At 56.1% G+C, this 18,780-nt stretch carries 22 protein-coding genes; 11 read left to right on the forward strand and 11 right to left on the reverse strand.

The genetic code is table 11. The features are described from left to right. Positions 1-56 precede the first annotated feature (56 nt). Both FGF66_RS02960 and FGF66_RS02965 read right to left on the reverse strand, forming a co-directional pair. Positions 57-824 carry a response regulator transcription factor gene (locus FGF66_RS02960; RefSeq protein WP_139456208.1) on the reverse strand — a complete coding sequence of 256 codons (768 nt, stop codon included), beginning with the start codon at positions 822-824 and terminating at the stop codon, positions 57-59. 15 nt (positions 825-839) lie between these two features. Then, positions 840-3,239 carry a PAS domain-containing sensor histidine kinase gene (locus tag FGF66_RS02965; protein ID WP_170181183.1) on the reverse strand — a complete coding sequence of 800 codons (2,400 nt, stop codon included), beginning with the start codon at positions 3,237-3,239 and terminating at the stop codon, positions 840-842. Positions 3,240-3,254: 15 nt separating this feature from the next. Between FGF66_RS02965 and FGF66_RS12555 the strand changes: the two genes are divergently transcribed. Continuing rightward, positions 3,255-3,587: a hypothetical protein gene (locus tag FGF66_RS12555; protein WP_170181184.1), complete on the forward strand. Its 333-nt coding sequence runs from the start codon at positions 3,255-3,257 to the stop codon at positions 3,585-3,587. A gap of 140 nt (positions 3,588-3,727) precedes the next feature. On the opposite strand, the gene FGF66_RS02970 is transcribed toward FGF66_RS12555, so the two are convergent. The 3 genes from FGF66_RS02970 to FGF66_RS02980 all read right to left on the reverse strand — a co-directional run bounded on the left by FGF66_RS02970 (position 3,728) and on the right by FGF66_RS02980 (position 6,478). Then, positions 3,728-4,741: a UbiA family prenyltransferase gene (locus FGF66_RS02970; protein WP_139456210.1), complete on the reverse strand. Its 1,014-nt coding sequence runs from the start codon at positions 4,739-4,741 to the stop codon at positions 3,728-3,730. 37 nt (positions 4,742-4,778) lie between these two features. Next, a complete protein-coding gene (locus FGF66_RS02975) occupies positions 4,779-6,161 on the reverse strand; it encodes a B12-binding domain-containing radical SAM protein (protein ID WP_139456211.1) in 1,383 nt (460 codons plus the stop codon). A gap of 74 nt (positions 6,162-6,235) precedes the next feature. Then, on the reverse strand, positions 6,236-6,478 hold the full coding sequence (locus FGF66_RS02980; RefSeq protein WP_342779629.1) for a bacteriochlorophyll c-binding family protein: 243 nt from the start codon (positions 6,476-6,478) through the stop codon (positions 6,236-6,238). A gap of 430 nt (positions 6,479-6,908) precedes the next feature. Here FGF66_RS02980 and FGF66_RS02985 point away from each other — a divergent pair, with 430 nt between their 5' ends. From FGF66_RS02985 to FGF66_RS03000, 4 genes are all read left to right on the forward strand, one after another. Continuing rightward, complete coding sequence (locus FGF66_RS02985) at positions 6,909-7,136, forward strand: chlorosome envelope protein B (protein WP_139456212.1); 228 nt, start codon at positions 6,909-6,911, stop codon at positions 7,134-7,136. 108 nt (positions 7,137-7,244) lie between these two features. Continuing rightward, positions 7,245-7,592: a hypothetical protein gene (locus FGF66_RS02990; RefSeq protein WP_139456213.1), complete on the forward strand. Its 348-nt coding sequence runs from the start codon at positions 7,245-7,247 to the stop codon at positions 7,590-7,592. 23 nt (positions 7,593-7,615) lie between these two features. Beyond that, positions 7,616-7,852 (forward strand): hypothetical protein, encoded by a 237-nt coding sequence (locus FGF66_RS02995; protein WP_139456214.1) that lies wholly within the window; start codon positions 7,616-7,618, stop codon positions 7,850-7,852. Beyond that, positions 7,849-8,034, forward strand: a complete 186-nt coding sequence (locus FGF66_RS03000) for a hypothetical protein (RefSeq protein WP_139456215.1) — start codon at positions 7,849-7,851, stop codon at positions 8,032-8,034. Before FGF66_RS02995 ends, FGF66_RS03000 begins: the two co-directional genes overlap by 4 nt. A gap of 534 nt (positions 8,035-8,568) precedes the next feature. Here the strand turns inward: FGF66_RS03000 and FGF66_RS12560 are convergent. Further along, on the reverse strand, positions 8,569-8,796 hold the full coding sequence (locus FGF66_RS12560) for a hypothetical protein (RefSeq protein WP_170181185.1): 228 nt from the start codon (positions 8,794-8,796) through the stop codon (positions 8,569-8,571). Between the two features lie 46 nt (positions 8,797-8,842). Then, positions 8,843-9,490, reverse strand: a complete 648-nt coding sequence (locus FGF66_RS03005; RefSeq protein ID WP_139456216.1) for a PEP-CTERM sorting domain-containing protein — start codon at positions 9,488-9,490, stop codon at positions 8,843-8,845. Positions 9,491-9,731: 241 nt separating this feature from the next. On the opposite strand from FGF66_RS03005, the gene FGF66_RS03010 reads away from it, so the two are divergent. Then, positions 9,732-10,811 carry a radical SAM/SPASM domain-containing protein gene (locus tag FGF66_RS03010; protein ID WP_139456217.1) on the forward strand — a complete coding sequence of 360 codons (1,080 nt, stop codon included), beginning with the start codon at positions 9,732-9,734 and terminating at the stop codon, positions 10,809-10,811. Positions 10,812-10,838: 27 nt separating this feature from the next. Continuing rightward, positions 10,839-11,633, forward strand: a complete 795-nt coding sequence (locus FGF66_RS03015; protein WP_139456218.1) for a methyltransferase domain-containing protein — start codon at positions 10,839-10,841, stop codon at positions 11,631-11,633. 98 nt (positions 11,634-11,731) lie between these two features. Here the strand turns inward: FGF66_RS03015 and FGF66_RS03020 are convergent, their stop codons facing one another. Beyond that, positions 11,732-12,406 carry a peroxiredoxin gene (locus FGF66_RS03020; protein ID WP_139456219.1) on the reverse strand — a complete coding sequence of 225 codons (675 nt, stop codon included), beginning with the start codon at positions 12,404-12,406 and terminating at the stop codon, positions 11,732-11,734. Positions 12,407-12,564: 158 nt separating this feature from the next. Between FGF66_RS03020 and FGF66_RS03025 the strand changes: the two genes are divergently transcribed. The 3 genes from FGF66_RS03025 (at position 12,565) to FGF66_RS03035 (ending at position 14,008) form a co-directional block, all read left to right on the forward strand. Next, entirely contained in the window at positions 12,565-12,750 is a 186-nt protein-coding gene (locus tag FGF66_RS03025) for a DUF2023 family protein (RefSeq protein ID WP_246046532.1), read from the forward strand. A 330-nt stretch (positions 12,751-13,080) separates the two neighbouring features. After that, positions 13,081-13,287: a type II toxin-antitoxin system HicB family antitoxin gene (locus tag FGF66_RS03030; protein WP_139456220.1), complete on the forward strand. Its 207-nt coding sequence runs from the start codon at positions 13,081-13,083 to the stop codon at positions 13,285-13,287. Positions 13,288-13,453: 166 nt separating this feature from the next. Then, positions 13,454-14,008, forward strand: coding sequence for an NYN domain-containing protein (locus FGF66_RS03035; protein WP_139456221.1), 555 nt, complete (start codon positions 13,454-13,456; stop codon positions 14,006-14,008). Positions 14,009-14,286: 278 nt separating this feature from the next. Here the strand turns inward: FGF66_RS03035 and FGF66_RS03040 are convergent, their stop codons facing one another. The 3 genes from FGF66_RS03040 to FGF66_RS13135 are packed head-to-tail and all read right to left on the reverse strand — an operon-like array spanning position 14,287 to position 17,119. After that, on the reverse strand, positions 14,287-16,395 hold the full coding sequence (locus tag FGF66_RS03040; RefSeq protein WP_139456222.1) for an intermembrane phospholipid transport protein YdbH family protein: 2,109 nt from the start codon (positions 16,393-16,395) through the stop codon (positions 14,287-14,289). Positions 16,396-16,405: 10 nt separating this feature from the next. Continuing rightward, positions 16,406-16,762 carry a YdbL family protein gene (locus tag FGF66_RS03045; RefSeq protein WP_139456223.1) on the reverse strand — a complete coding sequence of 119 codons (357 nt, stop codon included), beginning with the start codon at positions 16,760-16,762 and terminating at the stop codon, positions 16,406-16,408. A gap of 15 nt (positions 16,763-16,777) precedes the next feature. Further along, the gene (locus FGF66_RS13135; protein ID WP_407923806.1) at positions 16,778-17,119 is read right to left on the reverse strand and encodes a YnbE family lipoprotein; all 342 of its coding nucleotides are present in this window, start codon (positions 17,117-17,119) and stop codon (positions 16,778-16,780) included. Between the two features lie 446 nt (positions 17,120-17,565). On the opposite strand from FGF66_RS13135, the gene FGF66_RS03055 reads away from it, so the two are divergent. Beyond that, the gene (locus FGF66_RS03055; protein ID WP_139456224.1) at positions 17,566-18,495 is read left to right on the forward strand and encodes a dihydrodipicolinate synthase family protein; all 930 of its coding nucleotides are present in this window, start codon (positions 17,566-17,568) and stop codon (positions 18,493-18,495) included. Positions 18,496-18,780: the final 285 nt, after the last annotated feature.

An 18,780-nucleotide genomic window follows, 5' to 3' on the forward strand; every position in this document is an offset into this window, starting at 1 on the left:
AGAGCTTGTTGGAAGGAGTGCGTACTCAGTTCACGCAAATGTGCGGGTGCTGCGGTTCACTTGATCGTCAGCGGTTCCGATAAACGGAACCCTTTTCCGCGAACGGTTCTGACTGGCAGCTTTATGCCATGTTCCGCGCCTTTTTGGCGAAGTCTGTGAACCACGACGTCCAGCGCCTTGCTTCCTGACGTCGCGTCAGCATAGCCGAGAGCCTCTGTAAGCTCGTGACGTGAAACATAGTTTGGATTGGAGGCAAGGTGCGCCAGAAAATCCACCTCTTTTGATGACAGGTTGAGCTTGTCTCCCGTGGGCGTGATGATGGTTGCCGTGGCTCTCAACAGTTGCCAGCCGGAAGATAACGGTTCAAGCGGATTCATGCCGCGCGCCTGTTCGTCGTCTCCTTTTTGGGAGAACCGGCCCAGGTTGCTTTCGATCGATGCGATCAGCTCGTCGGTATTGACCGGCTTGAGCAGATAGGTGTCGGCTCCGGCTTTGTATGCCGAAACGCGGCTTTCAATTGAAGAGCGGGCGGTGAGAATGATGATCCGCATGTCGGTGTTTTGCCGGATAAACTCGGCCAGCACCACGCCGTTCTGGTCGGGAAGCCCGAGGTCGAGAATCACCAGCGCATAGGGTTTCTGGGCGACCTTGTGGTAGAAATCCAGAGCGCTTTTCGCGCCGGTCGCCTCGTAACCGTAAAGCGTGAGTGTTTCGACAACGCTGTCACGGAAATCGCTGTCATCTTCAACGACAATAATTCTGCCCCGGTCAGCTTCATTGCCGACGGGCGCGGCCTGTTCAACGGTGAGCGAATCCATAGTCATGCGGTATAGTCCTGATTAATCCTGCGGGTTATCGATAATGACCGGCAAGATAATGGCGGCCTCGACCCGCTTTCCGGTTTTGGCGAGCGTAATCGAGCCGTCGTGCTGCGTGACGATATTTTTCACCAGCCAGAGGCCGAGGCCCGCGCCGGCAGTATTGCTCGTGTGGTTGCCCCGGTGGTATTTTTCAAAAAACATCTCCAGCTCCTCTTCGCTGAGGTCATACAAAAGCTTGTTTCCGACCACGATTTTAACGCTGTTTTCATCTTTGCTGATGCATTTGATCGTGACGGTTGACTCTTCGGGAGAGTACTTGCGGGCGTTGTCGAGAAGGTTGAAGATTGCAAATTTGATGCCCGATTCCTCGCCGTAAATATTGATGTTTTCCGGGCAGTTTTCAAAAACCACTTTTCGTTCTTTCCAGATTCCCGAGAAGGTATCGACCTGCGATTTGATGATTTTCGACAGAGGCAGCTTGTGGCGGTTCGTCAGCGACTTGTGGCGATCGGCCATGCGGCTCTCCTGAATGGAAACTTCGAGGACCTCGACCAGGCGCGAGATGCTTCGCTCGATCTTCGAGAACTCCTGCTTGTTGGTATAGTTTCCCATCTTGTGCTTGATCTTGATGAGGTCGAGGTTCGTCCTCATGATGGCAAGCGGAGTGCGGTATTCGTGGGAGATCATGCTCAAAAAGCGGTGAAGCCGCTCCACCTCCTTCTGCAACTGGATGTTCCGGTCGGCGATGGACTGTTCGAGGCGGCTGATGTTCTGCTGCTGCATCTTCTCCAGCGTGATGTCAACCATCATCACCAGCAGCACCGCCGCGCCATCGAGCTCGATGAATTCAGTCGAAAAGAGCACGTCGATAATGTCACCGCTTTTGTCGTACAGAAGGAGCGGTTTATTGCAGATTCTTTCGCGTTTGGCAACGGTCGAAAGCAGCTCTTCGTAATCCGACTCGTTGTAATGCATGCCCAGTTCCAGCCCGGTCTTGCCGGTCACCTCTTCGAGCGAGTAACCAAGCAGTTCGAGCCAGGAGTCGTTGACATCGATGATGCTGCCGGTTTCGATCTCCTTGATGCTGATGGCGATCGGCGCATTGTCGAAAATGCTCCTGAACTTCCGCTCGTTTTCGCGGAGTTCGTCGTCGAGCCGCTTTCTTTCGGTAATGTCCATGACCGTTCCGATATACCGGTCAAGCTCGCCCGCCTCGTTGAGCTGCGGCTTGCCGCGGCAGGCCAGCCAGTGCAGGGAGCCGTCTTCGGGGTGGCAGACCCGGAACTCGATATCGATATTGATTTCTCTGTTTGCCGCCTCCATGACGATGCCGAAGGTCTGTTCCCGGTCATCGGGATGGACGGTGCTTTCGCACAGCTTGTGGTTGTGCGGCTTGCTGTCGGGGGTGAGGCCGTAGAGCCTCCAGATACGATCCGACCAATAGACCTCGTCATTTTTGAGGTTCCATTCCCACACCCCGGCTTTGGTGGCTTCAAGAGCCAGGGCCATGCGCGCCTCGTTTTTAACGAGTTTCTCTTCGAGCGTTTTTTGCCGGGTGATGTCGATGATCGTTCCAAGGTATCTTTCGATGGCTCCGCTCTTGTTCTTCACGGGTTTGCCTCTCGAAAGAAGCCAGTGAATCGAGCCGTCGGAGTAACGAACGCGATAGTTTATGGAAATATCGCCGCCTTCGGTCGCGGCCTTGCGAACAGCCTGACAGGTCGCCTCGTGGTCTTCAGGAACGATCGTCTCCGCCCAGAGCGCGAATGACGGGGAGTGAGCATGTGGTTCGAGTCCATAAAGCTTCCAGACTTCGTCTGACCAGACATTGTCGCCTTTTATCAGATCCCATTCCCAGATTCCCGCCCCGGCGGCTTCGAGCGCCTGATCGAGCCGCGCCTTGTTTTCAAGCAGGGTGGTTTCTGCAAGCTTGCGTTCGGTGATGTCGGTAATCAGGCCGATGTATTTGATGAGCTTGCCGTCGGCGTCATATTTCGGCGATCCCTGCGAGAGCAGCCAGTGCACGGAGCCGTCCGCCGGATAAATCACCCGGTACTCCACCGAAGCGGCGCGACCCTGGTGAAGGGCGTCGGTGATCACGGCTCTCACGAAGTCGCGATCCTCTTCGTGCACGGTGATGACGCACAGCTCATTGCTGAGTTCCCGGCTGCCGGGCGTCAGTCCGTAGAGCGCCCACACCTCCTTCGACCACATCAGCCGGTCTGTTTCGGCCTCCCACTCCCAGATGCCGGAGCGAGCTGTTTCGAGGGCGAAGGAGATGCGCTCCTTGTGTTCGAGCAGCTCCCGACGTATCGATGCGCTGTCGAAACCCGTATTGGCCTCTGCAGGTTTGGCAAGATTGCCGTTGAGGGGTTTTGCTGTTGGAGGATCGACAGAAAGGGAGACAACAAGCCTCATTTCGGACGTCCCGTTTTGCGGCAGCACCTGAACCATGCCGCTCGGCTGGCCTGTCGAGCAAGCCGTGCTCAACCGGTCAGATATCTCTCCTGCCTGGGGGCGCCAGAGGGGAGAATCGCAGATGAGACGGGCAAAGGTTTTGCCGATGCAGAGATCGGGTTTTTTGCTAAGGTGGGCAAAAAAAATCTTGTTCGCATGAAGGAGATTGCCTGCGCAATTCACGACGGCTACCGCATCCTCTATCAGTTCAATCAGGATGTGGATGGTTTTTTCGTCAGAAAAAGATACAGGCATGGGCCGCGCCGGTTGCTTGTCGGTTATAAAGCGAAACTCCTTTGTAATAAATGAAAGTTTTCAGACAACGCAAAGAAGATCATTTCCGAAAAGCCTCGCGAGCGTACCGGTCGGGTCGAGCTTTTCAGCGTGAGCGCTTCTGTCATTTCGTCATCGCAGTCGATTCCGATTTCGATCACGATAACCGCTATCGATCACATGTACTTCATGCCGATCAGTGCCGCGGCCACGAACTGGTTGATGAGGAAAAGGATGTTGTTGATCACCTGAAAGCGCAGAAATGCGTTGTGTTCATGGACTTCGCTCTTGCCGATGGCGTTGCCGAAGCCGTCGCTGACCGCGCCCTGCATGAACGACGCGCCGGTTTTCGGGTCGCGATAGATCGGAATCTGCACCATGATGTTGACCACGAGCGAGACGAGAATCATGTACATCAAGACATGAAAACCCCACTGCCACGCAAGAACGGCGAACCCGGCAAAGACCAGGTCGATGATGATGAAGGCCGTCAGGAAGGTGTAGCGCGAACCGACGAGCACGGTCAGCGATTTCATGCCGCTTTCGGCATCGCCTTTCTCTGACTTGAAGTCGTTCATGATGATCAGCGAAATCGCCATGAAGAAGTTCAGTACGGCCAGCCACGCCACTTCGGGCCTGATTTCGCTGAACAAGACGTTTGCCGAAAGGTAGGTGATGACGCCGTAGGACATGCCGACAGCCGGAGCTGAGAGAAAAATGTTCTTTTTCAGCTTGAATGGCGGCGCTGAATAGACATAGCCGAAAATCAGGCCGCTTGCCATGCAGATGCTCAGGATGAGGCCCCGCTGGCCGCCGATATGGATCGACAAGGCGATGCTGATGGAGAGCGCGGCGAACAGCACGATGCCCCAGTTCCAGATCGCCTCTCGTTCGGAGATTCGCCCGGAAGGGATTGGCCTGGTCGGTTCGTTGAGGCGGTCGAGTTCGAGATCGAAATAGTCGTTGACCGACTGGCTGAATCCCGTGCCGAGAGGCCCGTACATGATGAACAGTAAAAAGAGCAGCAGGTAGTCGTGCCAGCTCGATTGCATCGCCCCGGAACCCATCACGCCACCGGCAAGGCAGGGGAAAACGCTGATCCAGGTGACCGGGTCGAGCAGTTCGATGTGGGCCTTGATCTTCTCTTTAAGGCCCAGTGAAGGGACGGCGGTCAGTGTGGCGATGTTCATGAAATGTCTCGATTGGTGCCGGTTTGTTTGAGTGCTGTCACAGATACATAGCTGGTTTCAGGGCGCGGGTGAACCGGTTCATCTGGAGGTTGGCAAGCCATACCCAGTTCAGCGGCTTGCCCTTCATGCGCCGCATGATGGCCTGTGCGCCATACACCTCCCGCTGAATTTTGACGAACTGTTCGAGAAAGGTGTCTGTGCCGATGCCTGTTGGCTCGAACATGTAGTGATAGGTGTCGTATTTATCCCAGTCGAAGTGGCGCAGACGCGGCTTCATCTCCTCGTAATAGGGGGTGCCGGGAAAGGGGGTGACGAGCGAAAAGACCGGAAAATCGATCCGGTTCTCCATGATGAAATCGTAGGTCAACTGGAAGCTTTCGCGGCTGTCGTTGTCGAATCCGAACATGAAGTAACCCTGGATGGCGATTCCCTGATCGTGCAGGTTTTTGACCACCGTGGCGTAGTTGTCGAGCCGGTTCGATCCCTTGTGCATGGTTTTGAGCGTTTCGGGATTCAGCGACTCGAAGCCGATGCTCATGAGTTCGCATCCCGACCAGGCCGCAAGCTCGGCAATCTCCGGATCGTGAAGGAAATTCATCGAGATGTTGGCGTTCCAGCGAACTTTCAGCCACCCCATCTGGCCGAGCAACTCCTTGAAATATCTCGGGCGGAAACTGATGTTGTCGTCCATGAACGAGAAGTTGATCTTCTCCTTTCCGAGCCGCTCCTGATGATAGCGCATTTCGTCGAGTACGCGCTCGATGTCGCGGTAGCGGTAGTTCTTGCCGTAGATGGTGGGCGTCGTGCAGAAGTCGCAGCCGACCGGGCACCCTTTGGTGGCCAGAACGGGAATCCGCGAGCTGTATTTCCGGCTGTTGCGGCTGCCGAGCGCGTAAGAAAAATCGGGCCGGAGCATCGCATTCATCGGCTTCAGCGCCTCGGCGCGATAGAGTGGCTTCATCGTGCCGTCAATGATGTCTCGCGACAATTCCGGCCAGACCGACTCTATTTCACCATAAACGACGCTGGTGGCGTGCGCTTGGGCTTCATCGAGGGACATGGTGGGATGGACGCCGCCAAGCAGGACGATTTTACCTTGTTTTTTCGCGGCATCGGCAATCCGGTAGGCTTTCCTGGCGTTCAGGGTGCGAGAGGTGATGGCAACGACATCGTAGCCTGAAAAATCCTCCGGAATGCGGTCGCCCAGCCGTTCATCGATGAAATCGACCTCGAAAATCTGACCCGCCAGCGTTGCCACCATCATGAGGTTCAGCGGCATGCTGACGCTCCCCGAATCGACCATCATGCTGGTGTTGCTGACCGGCTGAACCAGCAACCATTTTTTTCGTGATTTTCCGTTGACGCCTGCCAATCGCGGCTGGGCAACTGTTGATTCAAAGGCGGGATTTTCGTTTGCCATTACAGGTCAGATCGAAATACTGAAGAGGAATACTGCAACAAAGCGCTGGACTTGAGAGTCAGGAGTCGAATTTTCTACCAGTCTCCTTGCTTGGCCTGGCATAGCCGGAAACGGCAGGCGAGCCGCCACGGAAAATGCCTCCCGCCGGAGCGTTGCCGTAGAGGTGAAGAATAAGCGTTCGCTCCAGGATGCTCGGTGCATGGACCAACATTTTCCAGATAATCGCCGACAACCTGCCCGTGTCCGTCGATGACCACTTCGAGAAACTTTCTGCAAGTTTCGGCTCCGCGGACAAATGCGCCGTTGATGTCTTTCATGCCGGGTTGATCTGATTGAAAGAAAGTGTTGCCGGGTTGCGAATGATTGAATGTAATAAACGTAAGTAAATTTTTCCAAGCATTATTGTTTCAATAGGCATTGCCGGTAGCGAACCCGCATCGGCTGTTGGGCGAAGGATTCCTGTCTTGTTCAGAGGCTGTGCTTGGGCAGATCGTGGATGATTCTGTGCTGTTTGTGTAACTAATTATTTTTAAATGTTTTATGGTGCTATTCTGTGTGCGCTTTTTCGAGAATGCCTCAAGAGATGTTGCCAGTTGGGTGGTCGCGAGGATGGTAAGGTAATCGCGGGTTTTCATGGTTATTGGCGCGGGTTTCATTTTTTTCTTTTTTAAATCACATGATTGAACTATGTTTTGCGTAAGAAAAGAAACTTTTTAAGCTTCCCCAACCATAAAAAACGTGAGAGCCATGGCACAAGAGACTACCAGCACTTTAGCCCAGTCACTCAATGACCTCATGGGAGCCGTAGGAAAAATCGGACAGATGCAGTTTGACCTCCTCTCTTCGGTACTCAACTCGGCGGTTTCTGCTATCGAGCCGATGAGTAAAACCGCAAGCGAGCTTGTCGGCAACATTGCCAATACCGCAACCCAGGCGGTTCAGAATGTTGTTTTGACAATCACTCCCAAAAAGTGATTCGCGTTCCATCCAGGCAAGGTGACTCATGCGGCCAAGGCGTGGGTCGCCTTACTTTTTTTGTTTAGCGGGCCTTTTCAAATCACTCAATGCTACCGTAACAGAGCCATGTCAGAGTCTTTCAGCACAACGCTCAAAACCTCTCCGAACGGCGTCCAGGGATTGGCCATGATGGCCCCGATCATTGGCCTCCCGATCGGCATTCATGTCTTGGGTGGCGCGTTGGTCGCCGTTGCCGGGATTACCGTTGCCGTCGCTCCGATTGTCGTTCCGGTTGCAATTCCCCTTCTCTACAACGTTGCCTCGAAAGGCGGCTTCGATTCTATCACGAAAAAGATTTTTCCATCTGCCGGGACGGCGGGAGCCGTACAAAAGGTTGTCATCAACAAAGTGGCTGATGTCACCGGAAAGAAGGCGGAGCCAGGCACCTGTACCGTCATCGCGGCAAGCGTTTAATCAGTAAACCGGAACAAGCCCATATGATCAGGCAGTTATGGCTCCATGCGGTTAACCTGGCATGGAAAGGCTACATCAAGCAAATCGACAAGTGCCAGACCGACAAGAAGTTCAGCGAGTATCTCAAGCAGAGGCTTGAGCTTGACATGACTCTCGAAGAGTTTGGCGAGATGGTTTTTATTGCGGGCTTTACGGCGGGAGAAGAGTATTCCGGCAAACTTCCGTTACTCAAGGAAAGCCAGAGAGCCAGGATTAATTGACTGGCGACGGCCAACCTCTTTCAGAAGAATTACCGCAGAGCTATAATAGGCAAAATCAGCATGAAGCAGCGTCCGATGGTTACGGCATTGCTGTCGTTGGGCTTGGCGTTTTTGCAACGAGAACAGCGGTTTTTAACGCAACGCGCTTCATCAGTGAAAAAGCGACGGGGATTTTGAAATGACGGAGCAAGAGCGGTAGAATTGTTCAAAGGGAGCTTCCCGTCGAACCCCAGACCGAAGGCCCTGGCAAAGGAGGTTCCGTTCATGCGCAAATGAACCGGATTTGACCGTCAAGGAGTGACCGATGGATGAATCCCTGCCTGCGAGCTGGTTCAGAATCGATGCTCCTTACTCGCGCTACCATGCAGTAAAACTCCCGATTTCGCGAATCACCCGGCTTCCGCTTGCCGATATTCCCGGCACTTGCAATCTCTACGACGGGCGGGGTAGCAGGGTTTTTTTACAGGTAAAGACAGGAGGCATCGTTCCGCGCAAACTGCTCGAAAAAAAAGTCTCCGGGAGGTTGTTCATATCCGTCCGGAGACCCTGTCTGCCTGATATGTTCCTGTCATGCACCGACCGGTCTTGAGAGACTTCGTGATTGCGCGGCGCCTGAATCAGGTGCCCGCAGCCGGGATCGAGGGATTGACGGTGAAGCTCTGGCACTGCTTGCCGGGTTCTGCCTTCTGTTTGTACAGGATCTCCATTATCGTCAATCAATTTATCGGTTCAAAAGTACATTGGCCCGTCTCGTGACGGACGGCGGGGATATACGTTTCCATCTGAATTTTCACAGGTGCATGAGCTTGTTTCAGGCGATTTGCTTTTGTGGAACAATGGAATTCGATTGGTCGAATGTGGCGCACTCTTCTTTTCTTATTCAGCAAAAAAGCGCCTATGACAACGATCCCGGCTGCTCTCGGGATGGCGGTTTTGGCAGCCATTCCTGAAGAGCCGGGATCGGTGAGCTGTTTTGGCGAGGGTCTGCCGTTACGCTAAGATTTCGGACGACTTGCGTGTGCGATGCCTGCTTGCAAGCATCAGCAGCGAGCCGACTCCGACAAGCGCCAGTGTGCCGGGTTCGGGAACGGCTTCAACAGCACCGTTAAAGGTATAGTCGTTGACGCTGAAGGTGCCTGTCCCGCCGGTTGCCCCGTAGCCGTACAGGCGAAACTCGACGGGCGTCGTGAGGTGCTGGAACTGCGATGCGGTCAGGGTGATCGTTGTGCCCGTTGCGGTCGGTGATCCGATATTTGCGGTGAATTCGTCAATGCTTGACCTTAACGCAAAAGTAGTTGGCCCTGTGCCAGATGCCGCGCCGGTGTAAACGACACTGTCGAAGTTGATCTCGTAGCCATCCTTTGCATCCAGGGTGAAGGTGAAATAATCGCTGGAGTCAAATGTCGATGACCAGTTTTTTGCGCTGTATCGGTCATTTGCCGTGCTTGCTGTGATTCCAGAGCCACGGCCAAGTCCGGATGCCGTGATGTTCGAGTTTCCGGAAAGTCCAGTCACATAGGGATTGTCAACGCTTGGATTTGTACCGGTAATCGGGTTTGTGCTGATGACGGTTGCATTTCCGCCTGTCCAAGACAGGGAAGTAAACAAAATGCCGATGCAAGCGGTTTTGGCTTTCATGGTTTTTCTCCGTTTGGTTTGTAGGTAAGGGGTACCATACGTGAAGGGGTATATGCACGGGAGTGCGTTATTAATATAGTATTTTGTCGTATGAATGGCAACATGATTTTGAGTGCTTCGATGACGTGACCTTAGAAATCAGCCGCGCCTGCCCGAAGGAACCTTTTTTATCGTTAAAGACTTGTTCGATGAAAGTTTACAGTCATTACAACCACATCATTCAACCGGGGAGTAAAAAAATATGGCGGGTTGCATCAACGATCATCTGAAGCGGTATGGCGGGCTGGCTGCCGGGCGGGAGGAGGAGCAGAAACGGTACTTCGAGGAGCGGCGGCTCTACGCGCTGCAAATCGAAACCACCGACGCCTGCCAGCAGGGTTGCGTCTATTGTTACGCGGGTTCGACTCCGCGCGAGCATCACGGACTCACGTCGCACGAAATCCGCGGCTTGCTCGATGACGCGGCGGCGCTGGAAATCCGCGCCATCGACTGGCTGGGCGGCGATCCACTCCTCCGCCCGGACTGGTACGAACTGATGCAGTACGCCCGCTCGCTGGGCCTGGTCAACAACGTCTGGACGAGCGGGCTGCCGCTGAAGAGCAAGGAGATCGCGGCCCGCGTCCATGAAGTGACCGAGGACGGCTTCGTCTCGGTGCACGTCGATTCCGTGACGCCGGAGGTTTACGCCCGGCTGCATCGCGGCGGCAATGCGCACTTCATCGACGCCATCGTCGAGGGGGTGGACAACCTGCTCGCGCTTGGCAAGCCCGCCGACAACATGATCAACTGCATCACTTACACCGCCGAGCAGGGGCCGGAGGACGCCATCAAAACCATGCGCTGGTGGTTCGACAACAAAGGCCTGCGCACCTGTCTGACCATGTTCAATCCCGCCGGAATGGGCGCGGAGTGGCGGGCGTTCGAGCCGCAACTCGACGAGGTGCAGCGCGTTTACACCGAGCGCGACCGCATCGATTTCGGCGGTGACAACATCTCCATCGCGGCGATGGACACCGATAAATTTTACTGCGGCACGATGGCGACGGTGACCTTCACCGGCGACGTAACGCCCTGCTCGGTCATCCGCGACGGCGTGGCCAACATCCGCGCGACGCCGTTCCGCGAGATCATCGCCCGCCATCTCGACACGCTCATCCACGCGAAGCTGCACGACGTGCGCAACCTGCCCGCGCCTTGCGACGCCTGCCCGAACAATCCGCACTGCTGGGGTTGCCGCGCCAGCGCGTACCACTACAACGGCGACGCAGACGGCCTCGATCCGAAGTGCTGGCTCGTCCGCTCAAACCTTCAGGAACAGTAACGCCAACAATCAAAAGGAGATGCGCATATGACGAAAAGGAAACTCGATGTCACGATAGGCAACGTCAGCGAAGTCTATGACGGCGCTGGCGGAATCCTGTGGGAGATGCTCATGGGCGAGCAGATTCACGTCGGCGCGGAAGCGGAAACTGACGTATTGGCGCGGAAGGCGGGGATCACAGCGGAGACGCATCTGCTCGACGTGTGCAGCGCCCTCGGCGGCCCGGCGCGGTATCTGGCGAAAAATTACGGCTGCCGCGTGACCGGCCTCGACGCCACCCGGCGGATGGATGAAGAGGCCAACCGCCGGACGGCAGAGGCCGGGCTGCTTGGCAAGATCGACTACGTGCTCGGCAACGCGCTCGACATGCCGTTTCCGGCGGCAACCTTCGACGTGGCGTGGGGGCAGGATGCGTGGTGCTACATCACCGACAAGCAGCGGCTCATCGAGGAGTGCGCTCGCGTGCTGAAGCCGGGCGGCGTACTCGCCTTCACCGACTGGCTGGAAGCCGGGCCGATGACCGACGAGGAGTGGAGGGCGCTGAACGCCTTCATGGTGTTCCCCTACATGGAAACGCTCGACGGGTACGCGGCGCTCGCCGAAGCCGCCGGGCTGACGGTCGTCGAGAAAGAAGACCTCTCGCCCGATTTCGCGGCACACGTTCAGGGCTATCTCGACATGGTGCGGAACGACTTCCGCCAGGCGATCATCGACAACTACGGACAGGAGATGTACGACGCCGTCGAAGAGGGCATCACCCTCTGGCGCGACGCCTCGGCGGCAGGCAAGGTGGGGCGGGGGAGGCTGGTCGCCCGGAAATAGCCGAGTCGAATCGCTGAACGTATCCGCCATAAAAAAAGCCCCGGAACCGATGATCTCACAGTTCCGGGGCTGCTTTTTTTACGTCCGGTTTCAGCGGCTCACTTGTCGAGCGGCTTGTGGCAGAACCACCAGTCGTAGCAATCTTTCTGCCCCTTGCGCCGGTTTGCCTCTTCGACATTGTTGGCCGGCGGAATGATCACCCGGTCTTTGAGCAGGGCGTTGTTCGGCCAGTCGGCAGGAATGGCGACTTTGTCCCTGTCGGCAATCTGCAAGGCCTTGACGGCGCGAACGATTTCATCGATGTTGCGCCCGATCTCCTGCGGGTAGTAGAGCACGAGGCGCACCTTGCCATTCGGGTCGCCAACGAAGACGGCGCGTACGGTGTTTGTGCCCTTGCCGGGATGCAACATGCCGAGCTGGTTGGCGATGCGGTCGTTGGCCGCCACGATGGGAAAGGTGATCTCGACGTTCAGGTTCTCCTTGATCCACTCGACCCACTTGATGTGCGAAAAGACCTGATCGACGCTCATGCCGATGAGCTTGCAGCCGAGTTTTTCGAACTCCTCCGCGCGTTGCTGGAACGCCACGAACTCGGTCGTGCAGACCGGCGTGTAGTCCGCCGGATGGCTGAAGAGGACGAACCACGAACCCTTCAAATCTTCCGGAATGTTCATCGGGCCGTGGGTTGTCTGAACCTTGAGTTCAGGGAATTCGTCTCCAAGCAGCGGCATGGAGATTTCAAAATACGCTTCGTCGTCGAAGTGCTGTGACATGGTTTCGTGCTCCTCGTGATTGGTTGTGTCGCTGGATTTTCGTTTTGAATCAGTACCTGATAAAGCCCGGAAACGGTCTTGATGGTTCCTGTAAACGAGCGAATCCTGTTTTCCCTCGCTGTGCGAGTCGCTCCGTTGAACCATAAAATCTCAGCTCGATGAACCGTTCCTTCTCCAAAACGCTTTCGCTTGCGCTGGCGGGCATGTTGTGCTCGACGGCAACCTTCGCGGTCGTCCGCTCGATCTGCGGCGGCAAGAAGCTCAACGATTTGAAGCCGGAAGCGGATTTCGTGCTTGGCTCGATGCTCGGCTACGACATCCGCAAGCAGTGGAGCGCCTCATGAAAAAGCGGTCGGCCCGGTCGAAGGAGGCCGTCATGCACAAATGCGCGTGAGTGCGGATGGCCGCGAAGTGAGTGGCTTTTTCGACCTCCGCCTGAGTCTGCGGCTCGCCGTCAGCGCTGATGCCTTTGCCGGGTTCAGCGCTGTTTTGGTTTCTGTATCAGGTTAGATGATTGCGGTTGTTTGGTTGCGTATTTTGCGCTAATATTTCAAGTGATTGATTTTGCGGATTAACGGCTGATGAATCTGCGGTGAGCTGTGCTCGTGTTTTCAACCGTTTCGCAGTCCATCGGGCTTGGCGACGCATGAACGACAACCAACAGGTGATCTCCCATGAAATTTTCAGTGACCATTGATCGGGATGAAGACGGCGTCTGGATCGCGGAGTGCCCTTCGATTCCGGGTTGCGTCAGTCAGGGCGCAACCAAAGATGAAGCGTTAGAAAACATCAAGGAGGCCATTCAACTGTGCCTGGAGGTTCGCGCGGAAAAAGGAATTCCATTGACGATTGAAACAAGGCAAGTCGAGGTAAACGCCTGATGCCTCCGTTGCCAACATTGAGCGGGAAGGAAGTCGTTCGGGCCCAAGGTTGCGTCGTCATGCATGTAAAGCTTCGCGGTTGCGTCTTATATGGGCTGTAATTCAAAAATCCGTAGTTTAGGCGGATCAGTATAAACAATGTTATGTTCAATAAGGAAGGTGACACATGGGGCTAAATGTATTTTGGGATAACTCGAATATTTGGCTTGTTGGACGTGGTGTATGTGAACAGAGAGAGCCCGGGGATGAAGCTGACTTTCGTATCCATTTTGCAAAGCTATTTGACTTTGCAGTTGATAATCGCCAGGTCGATTTTGCTTATTTGGGCGGTTCTATTCCGCCGAACAATGATAACCTGTGGAATAGGTTTAACGATCTAGGGGTTGCAGTAGAAAAGCAAGAAAGAGGTGTTGCAACAGGAGGCGAGGTCGCAGTTGATGAGGCAATTCAACTTGCTATGGCAAATAGAATTCTTGATTGTGATGAACCTTCCAGAATGGTGTTGCTAACAGGAGATGGCAATGGTTACGACGAAGGGAAGGGCTTCATAAAACAGCTGGAAAGAGCCGTCAAACATGGCTGGGAAGTAGAAGTCATTAGTTGGGAGCACGGTTGCAACCGGCATTTACGAAAATTTGCTCAAGAGAAAGGGATTTATCGCCCCTTAGAGCCGGTGTATGAAAATGTATCCTTTATTAACAACAAACGATGGGCCAAATAGAACATAACACGGCACTTCAAGTCGACCCGCTTCTTGCGTCGCTCAACGGTAGCGGCCGCTTGAGCTTGTCGTTAGACGATAAGAGTAGCTGTTGGACCCCGGATTTTTATTTGTCAAAAACATCTACAATCTAAGCAGAGCTGACAGCTCTTTTGCATCAGGTGAACATACAAAAGAAAGCCATGTGAATTATTTCGTCAGCTTTCATGATTTTTCAATTGACGCCATCGCAGAAAGATATTTTGGAATAAACCCCCTCCTGACGCTATCACCTCTCCTCACTTCTCTCCCTTCTTTCCCCCGCTTTGTTCCAGCACCTTTTTCGAAATCTCCTCTTCGATTTCCGAGGAGATGGTGAGGCTTCTGAGGAGGTCGAGCAGGTTCTGTTCGATGTTGAGGTTCAGGTTCACCGGACGGTTGTTCTGGAATTCAGGATTGCGACCCTTGAGCTGGATGGAGATGCGGGAGTCGCCGTCGGGGGTCATGGTGATGGTCGATACCAGCTCCGAGTAGAAGAAGTTGCCGAGCGCTTCGTAGGTGAGGCGCAGACCGGCTCCGGCGGCGGCCCGCTCTTCCGGCGTACTCGAATAGATGATGAGGCCGCTCTTCTCCGCGTCCATGCTGCCGTCGGGAATGCTGAAGGCGTTGTTGTCGAGCACGACCGGAATGGCGGCGCGGATGGTGCCGGTGGCGGAGAGCTTCGAGGCACCTTGCAGGTCGAGCAGCGACTGGATCGGAATGCCGTCGAGCTGCACCACGGTTTCGGCGTGTTTCGTTGCGAGGTTGTACTCCATGCGATCGAACGAAACCGTACCGTCGAGCAGTCCTGCCGAAAAGCCGGATATGCTGAGCAACGATGGCTTGCCAGTGCGGTCGAACATCGTGAGCGTACCTTTCGGCGCGGCGAGGAGCAGCTTGCCGCCGCCGGTTTTGCGCTCGATGCTTTTGAGCGCGACGTTCATCGTCAGCTTGCCCGCCGCTTCCCGGCTCAGCGTGACGGCGGGGTCGCTCAACTCCCAGAGCACCACGCTGCTTAAGGCGTTCGAAAAAAGCTTTTCCTCGCCGGATGGATTCCTGGGCAGCCTCTGCCGGATCGAGCCGCCCCCTTGCGCGGAGAGCCGGGCGCTGGTGATCGTGACGCCGTTGCGGTCGAGGCGGATCGGAATCGTGCCGGAAATCTGTCCTCGCATCGAACCGCTGAACTCTCCGCTCAGGCGGAGGCGGTCGAGAATCGGGGCGTTGTCGATTTTGATCGTGACCGCAGTCTTGCCCGATTCGAGATCGTAGCGGGCTGGTGTCGATTCGATCCGCCCGCCGAAAAGCCGCGCCGAGAGCGAGTCGAGGCGGATCGCCGATACCGCGCCGCTCGTGGCGTCGAGCGTCACTTTGGCGTTGAGGCCTCCGATGAGCGGCGGGCCGCCCGGACGGCGTCCGGCATCGAAGGAAAGTTTCGTTTTGCCGGTGCCGAAGGTGATCGCCGCGCCCTTGGCGGCATCGACGATGCCATCGCTGACGCGGATCGTGGAGCCGAGGTATTCGACCGGCACGGAGCCGCTGACCTCGCCGGTGAGCGTGGCTCGTCCCGAAGCGGGCGAGAACCGGTCGAGCGGCACGTTGTCGAGCTTGAGGACGAACGCCGTGCGCTTGTTCCTGAGGCTGTACTCGACTTCAGGCGTCGTGGCCCTGAGGCCGAAGAGTTCGACTGAACAGTTCCTGAATTTCAGCGTGCAGGGTTTACGGGGATCGCGTTGCAGGCCGAAGGTCGCCTCTAAATTCGAGAGCGGCGTTTTGGCGCTGCCGGAAAAGAGCGACCGGGCGGTGAAGCGGGCGGGTTGCTGCACCCAGTCGCGCGAGCGGGCGAGCAGCAGGTCGTATGAAATTTTATTGAGGCGCAACTGCCCGACTTCGGCCTGCCCGTGCCTGATCGCGACGGCTATTGAATCGGGCGCAATCGATGGCAGGAACCCCTCCGCGTCAAGGAAATCGAGGCGCGCCCGGAGGCTTGGGTTGGCTTGCCGGAAGCGGATCTCCGACGGCATCTGCCGCCCCGAAACGGCGTCGGCGTCGAGCCGGAGCGCGAGCGCTGGCGTTGCGCTTCCGGCGATGCTTCGCCATGAGAGGCGGCCATGCTGAAGCGTGAGCGTGAAGGTCGAAGGAGTGGTCGAGCAGGAGTCCGGCTTGACGTTTATCGTGGCGTCGAGCCGGTCGAAGCGGATGCCCGACAGCCCCGGACGTCCAGGGCTGTGCAGTTTCACGACGATGCCTTTGCCAGCGGTCGCGCGGTCAATGAGCGTCTGGGCGTACCACGGAAAGGCCAGCCACGCTCCGAAACCCGCAAGAGCCGTGAGCAGCAGCACTGTTCCGATGATGCGCGCAAGCCACTTCACGTCAGCCGGGTTACTTCTGCGACCACGCGCCCTTTATCTTCACCCACGTTCCGGAGGGAAAGGCGGGATAGCGCTTCTCAAAGGTGCGCTGGCCGGTCACTTCGACCGGGATGCCGTTCTTTTTGGCGATGTCGATGTAAACGGCGCGGCGTTCCTGATTGACGGTTTCGACAAGTTGTTGCGCCTCGCCGCCCTTGCCCGGCGGAATGGCGATGTAGCCGTCGTCAACCTCGCCGACGAGCCCTTTCGCCCGAGCCGTTTCGAGGTCGAGCGCGAAAGCCGATGCCGCCGACGCGGCAAACAGCGTGAGGAAGAGGACGAAGGTTTTGGCCAGCGTCGCGAGGCGATACGTTTTGAACATGTGCATGGTGATTCTCCCTTATTAGAAAATGTCCGTTCTCTTGTTGAGCGCGTTGTCGATGTCGCGATCGACCCTGATCCTGATTTCGTGGTCGATCTTGATGTTCATGTTGATCGTGATCGGCTTGTCGGGAGCCTCCACCTTCACGGTGGGGCTGCAACCGCCGATGACGAGGCCCGCAAGCGCAAGCATGATCGCGGGCAAGGCGTGAGCACTCAATCTTTTCATGTGGTTCCGTATTGGTTGGTCGAAGTTACGGCCCTGAACCGCCCCGACGTTGAAAAAGTTCATGCCGCTCCAGAGGCCGGAGCCTCCTGCCAACAGCTTCAGCGCCTCCGCCGCAATGGCCGAATCGTGCGGCATGTTACCGAAAGATAAAAAGCCAGCCCGTTTTTCCGCTACCGGGAAAGGAGGTCGTTTCAGTTCGATCAGCGTTCCGGCAACCCGGTTGTGCAGTGCGAGGGAGAGTCCGGATTCGTCGATGATTCAGCGGTCGCTTTTTTGAATTTGTGACAATAAAGTGAATATTTATATATGCGATTTGGGTGTTGATTCTGATTCGATCTTTTTCCGGATGAGCTGTCGAAAACCGTTTGTTTCGTGACTGACGCAAGCTTATTGCCCCGGACTTCAGTCCGGGGTATGTGGATAAAACAAAATAAATCGGGGCTTTAGCCCAACATCTTTCAGCGGCAGCGATGGCGATTTTTTGTTGCCGGAGTAATAACGGTTTCACTTCGTCTGACCCAGCGCATTCCGTTCTGTCGGAGATGCAACGCTCATCATAAAAACAGTAAAAACAACATGCTATGCACCATGCAAGTGAAGCTCCGGGAGCGCCGTTGAGGGGCATCATACCGCCGCTCGTCACCCCTCTCGCCGACCGCTCGACGCTCGATCTGCCGGGACTGGAGCGGCTGACGGAGCATGTGATCGGCGGCGGCGTGCACGGAATTTTCATCCTCGGCACGACCGGCGAGGCTCCGGGCCTCGGAGCGGCGCTCAAGCACGAGCTTGTGCGGCGGATTTGCAGCAGCGTCGCCAGGCGGGTGCCGGTGCTGGTGGGCATCAGCGAAACGGCGATCACCGAGTCGCTCGCCATCGCCGAAAAGGCGCACCGGTGCGGCGCCGACGCGCTCGTGCTCGCTCCGCCCTATTACTTTCCCGCCACGCAGTCCGAGCTGCTCGACTATCTGGAGCGCCTCGCGCCGCAGCTTCCGCTTCCGCTGTTCCTCTACAACCTGCCTTACCGGCCTCCTGTTTTTGCGCCGGAGACGGTCAGGCAGGCCATGACGATTCCGGGCATCGCGGGGCTGAAGGACAGTTCCGGCGACATGTGCTATTTCCAGAAACTCCGGGCGCTGTTCGCGGAGCTGCCCCATGCCAGCCTGTTCATCGGCCCCGAACAACTGCTCGCCGAGTCCGTGCTGACGGGCGCGCACGGCGGCGTCTGCGCGGGGGCGAATCTGTTTCCGAAGCTCTACGTCGCGCTCTGCCAGGCCGCCGCCTCGGGCGACCTGCCACGCACCGTCGAACTTCATGGCAAGGTGATGGAGGTGTGCCGCCTCATCTATGAAGCTGGTCAAGGAGCCTCCAGCGTCATCAAGGGCCTGAAATGCGCCCTCGCCAGCCTCGGCCTGTGCAGCGACATCATGGCCGAACCGTTCCAGCGCTTCGCCGAACCCGAACGCAGCCGCATAGCCGAAGCCGCGCAAAGTTTGAAAGCGTCGCTGGAGTGATGAATTTGCCCGTTACCTCGACGTTTCCGAACAGTCATCGTATTCAGCTTGATCATGCTCGCGCCGGTGGTAAAGTTTTGAATGAAAAGAGGTTACGAATGATTCTGCCTCACGGCGATGTATGATTCGTAAAGCGTGAGGGGAGATTTAGGAGCGGCTTTTTAAGCGTCTGGACTTGATAAATGCAGTGATTATTCGTACTTATAAAGGGCATCTCTAAAAAGAGCGATTTGAAATATTCTTCTGACCAGCGACATCGAAACAAGGCGATATTGCCCTGCAAAC

This window comes from Chlorobaculum thiosulfatiphilum, assembly GCF_006265165.1.
GTDB classification, from domain to species: Bacteria; Bacteroidota; Chlorobiia; order Chlorobiales; family Chlorobiaceae; genus Chlorobaculum; species Chlorobaculum thiosulfatiphilum.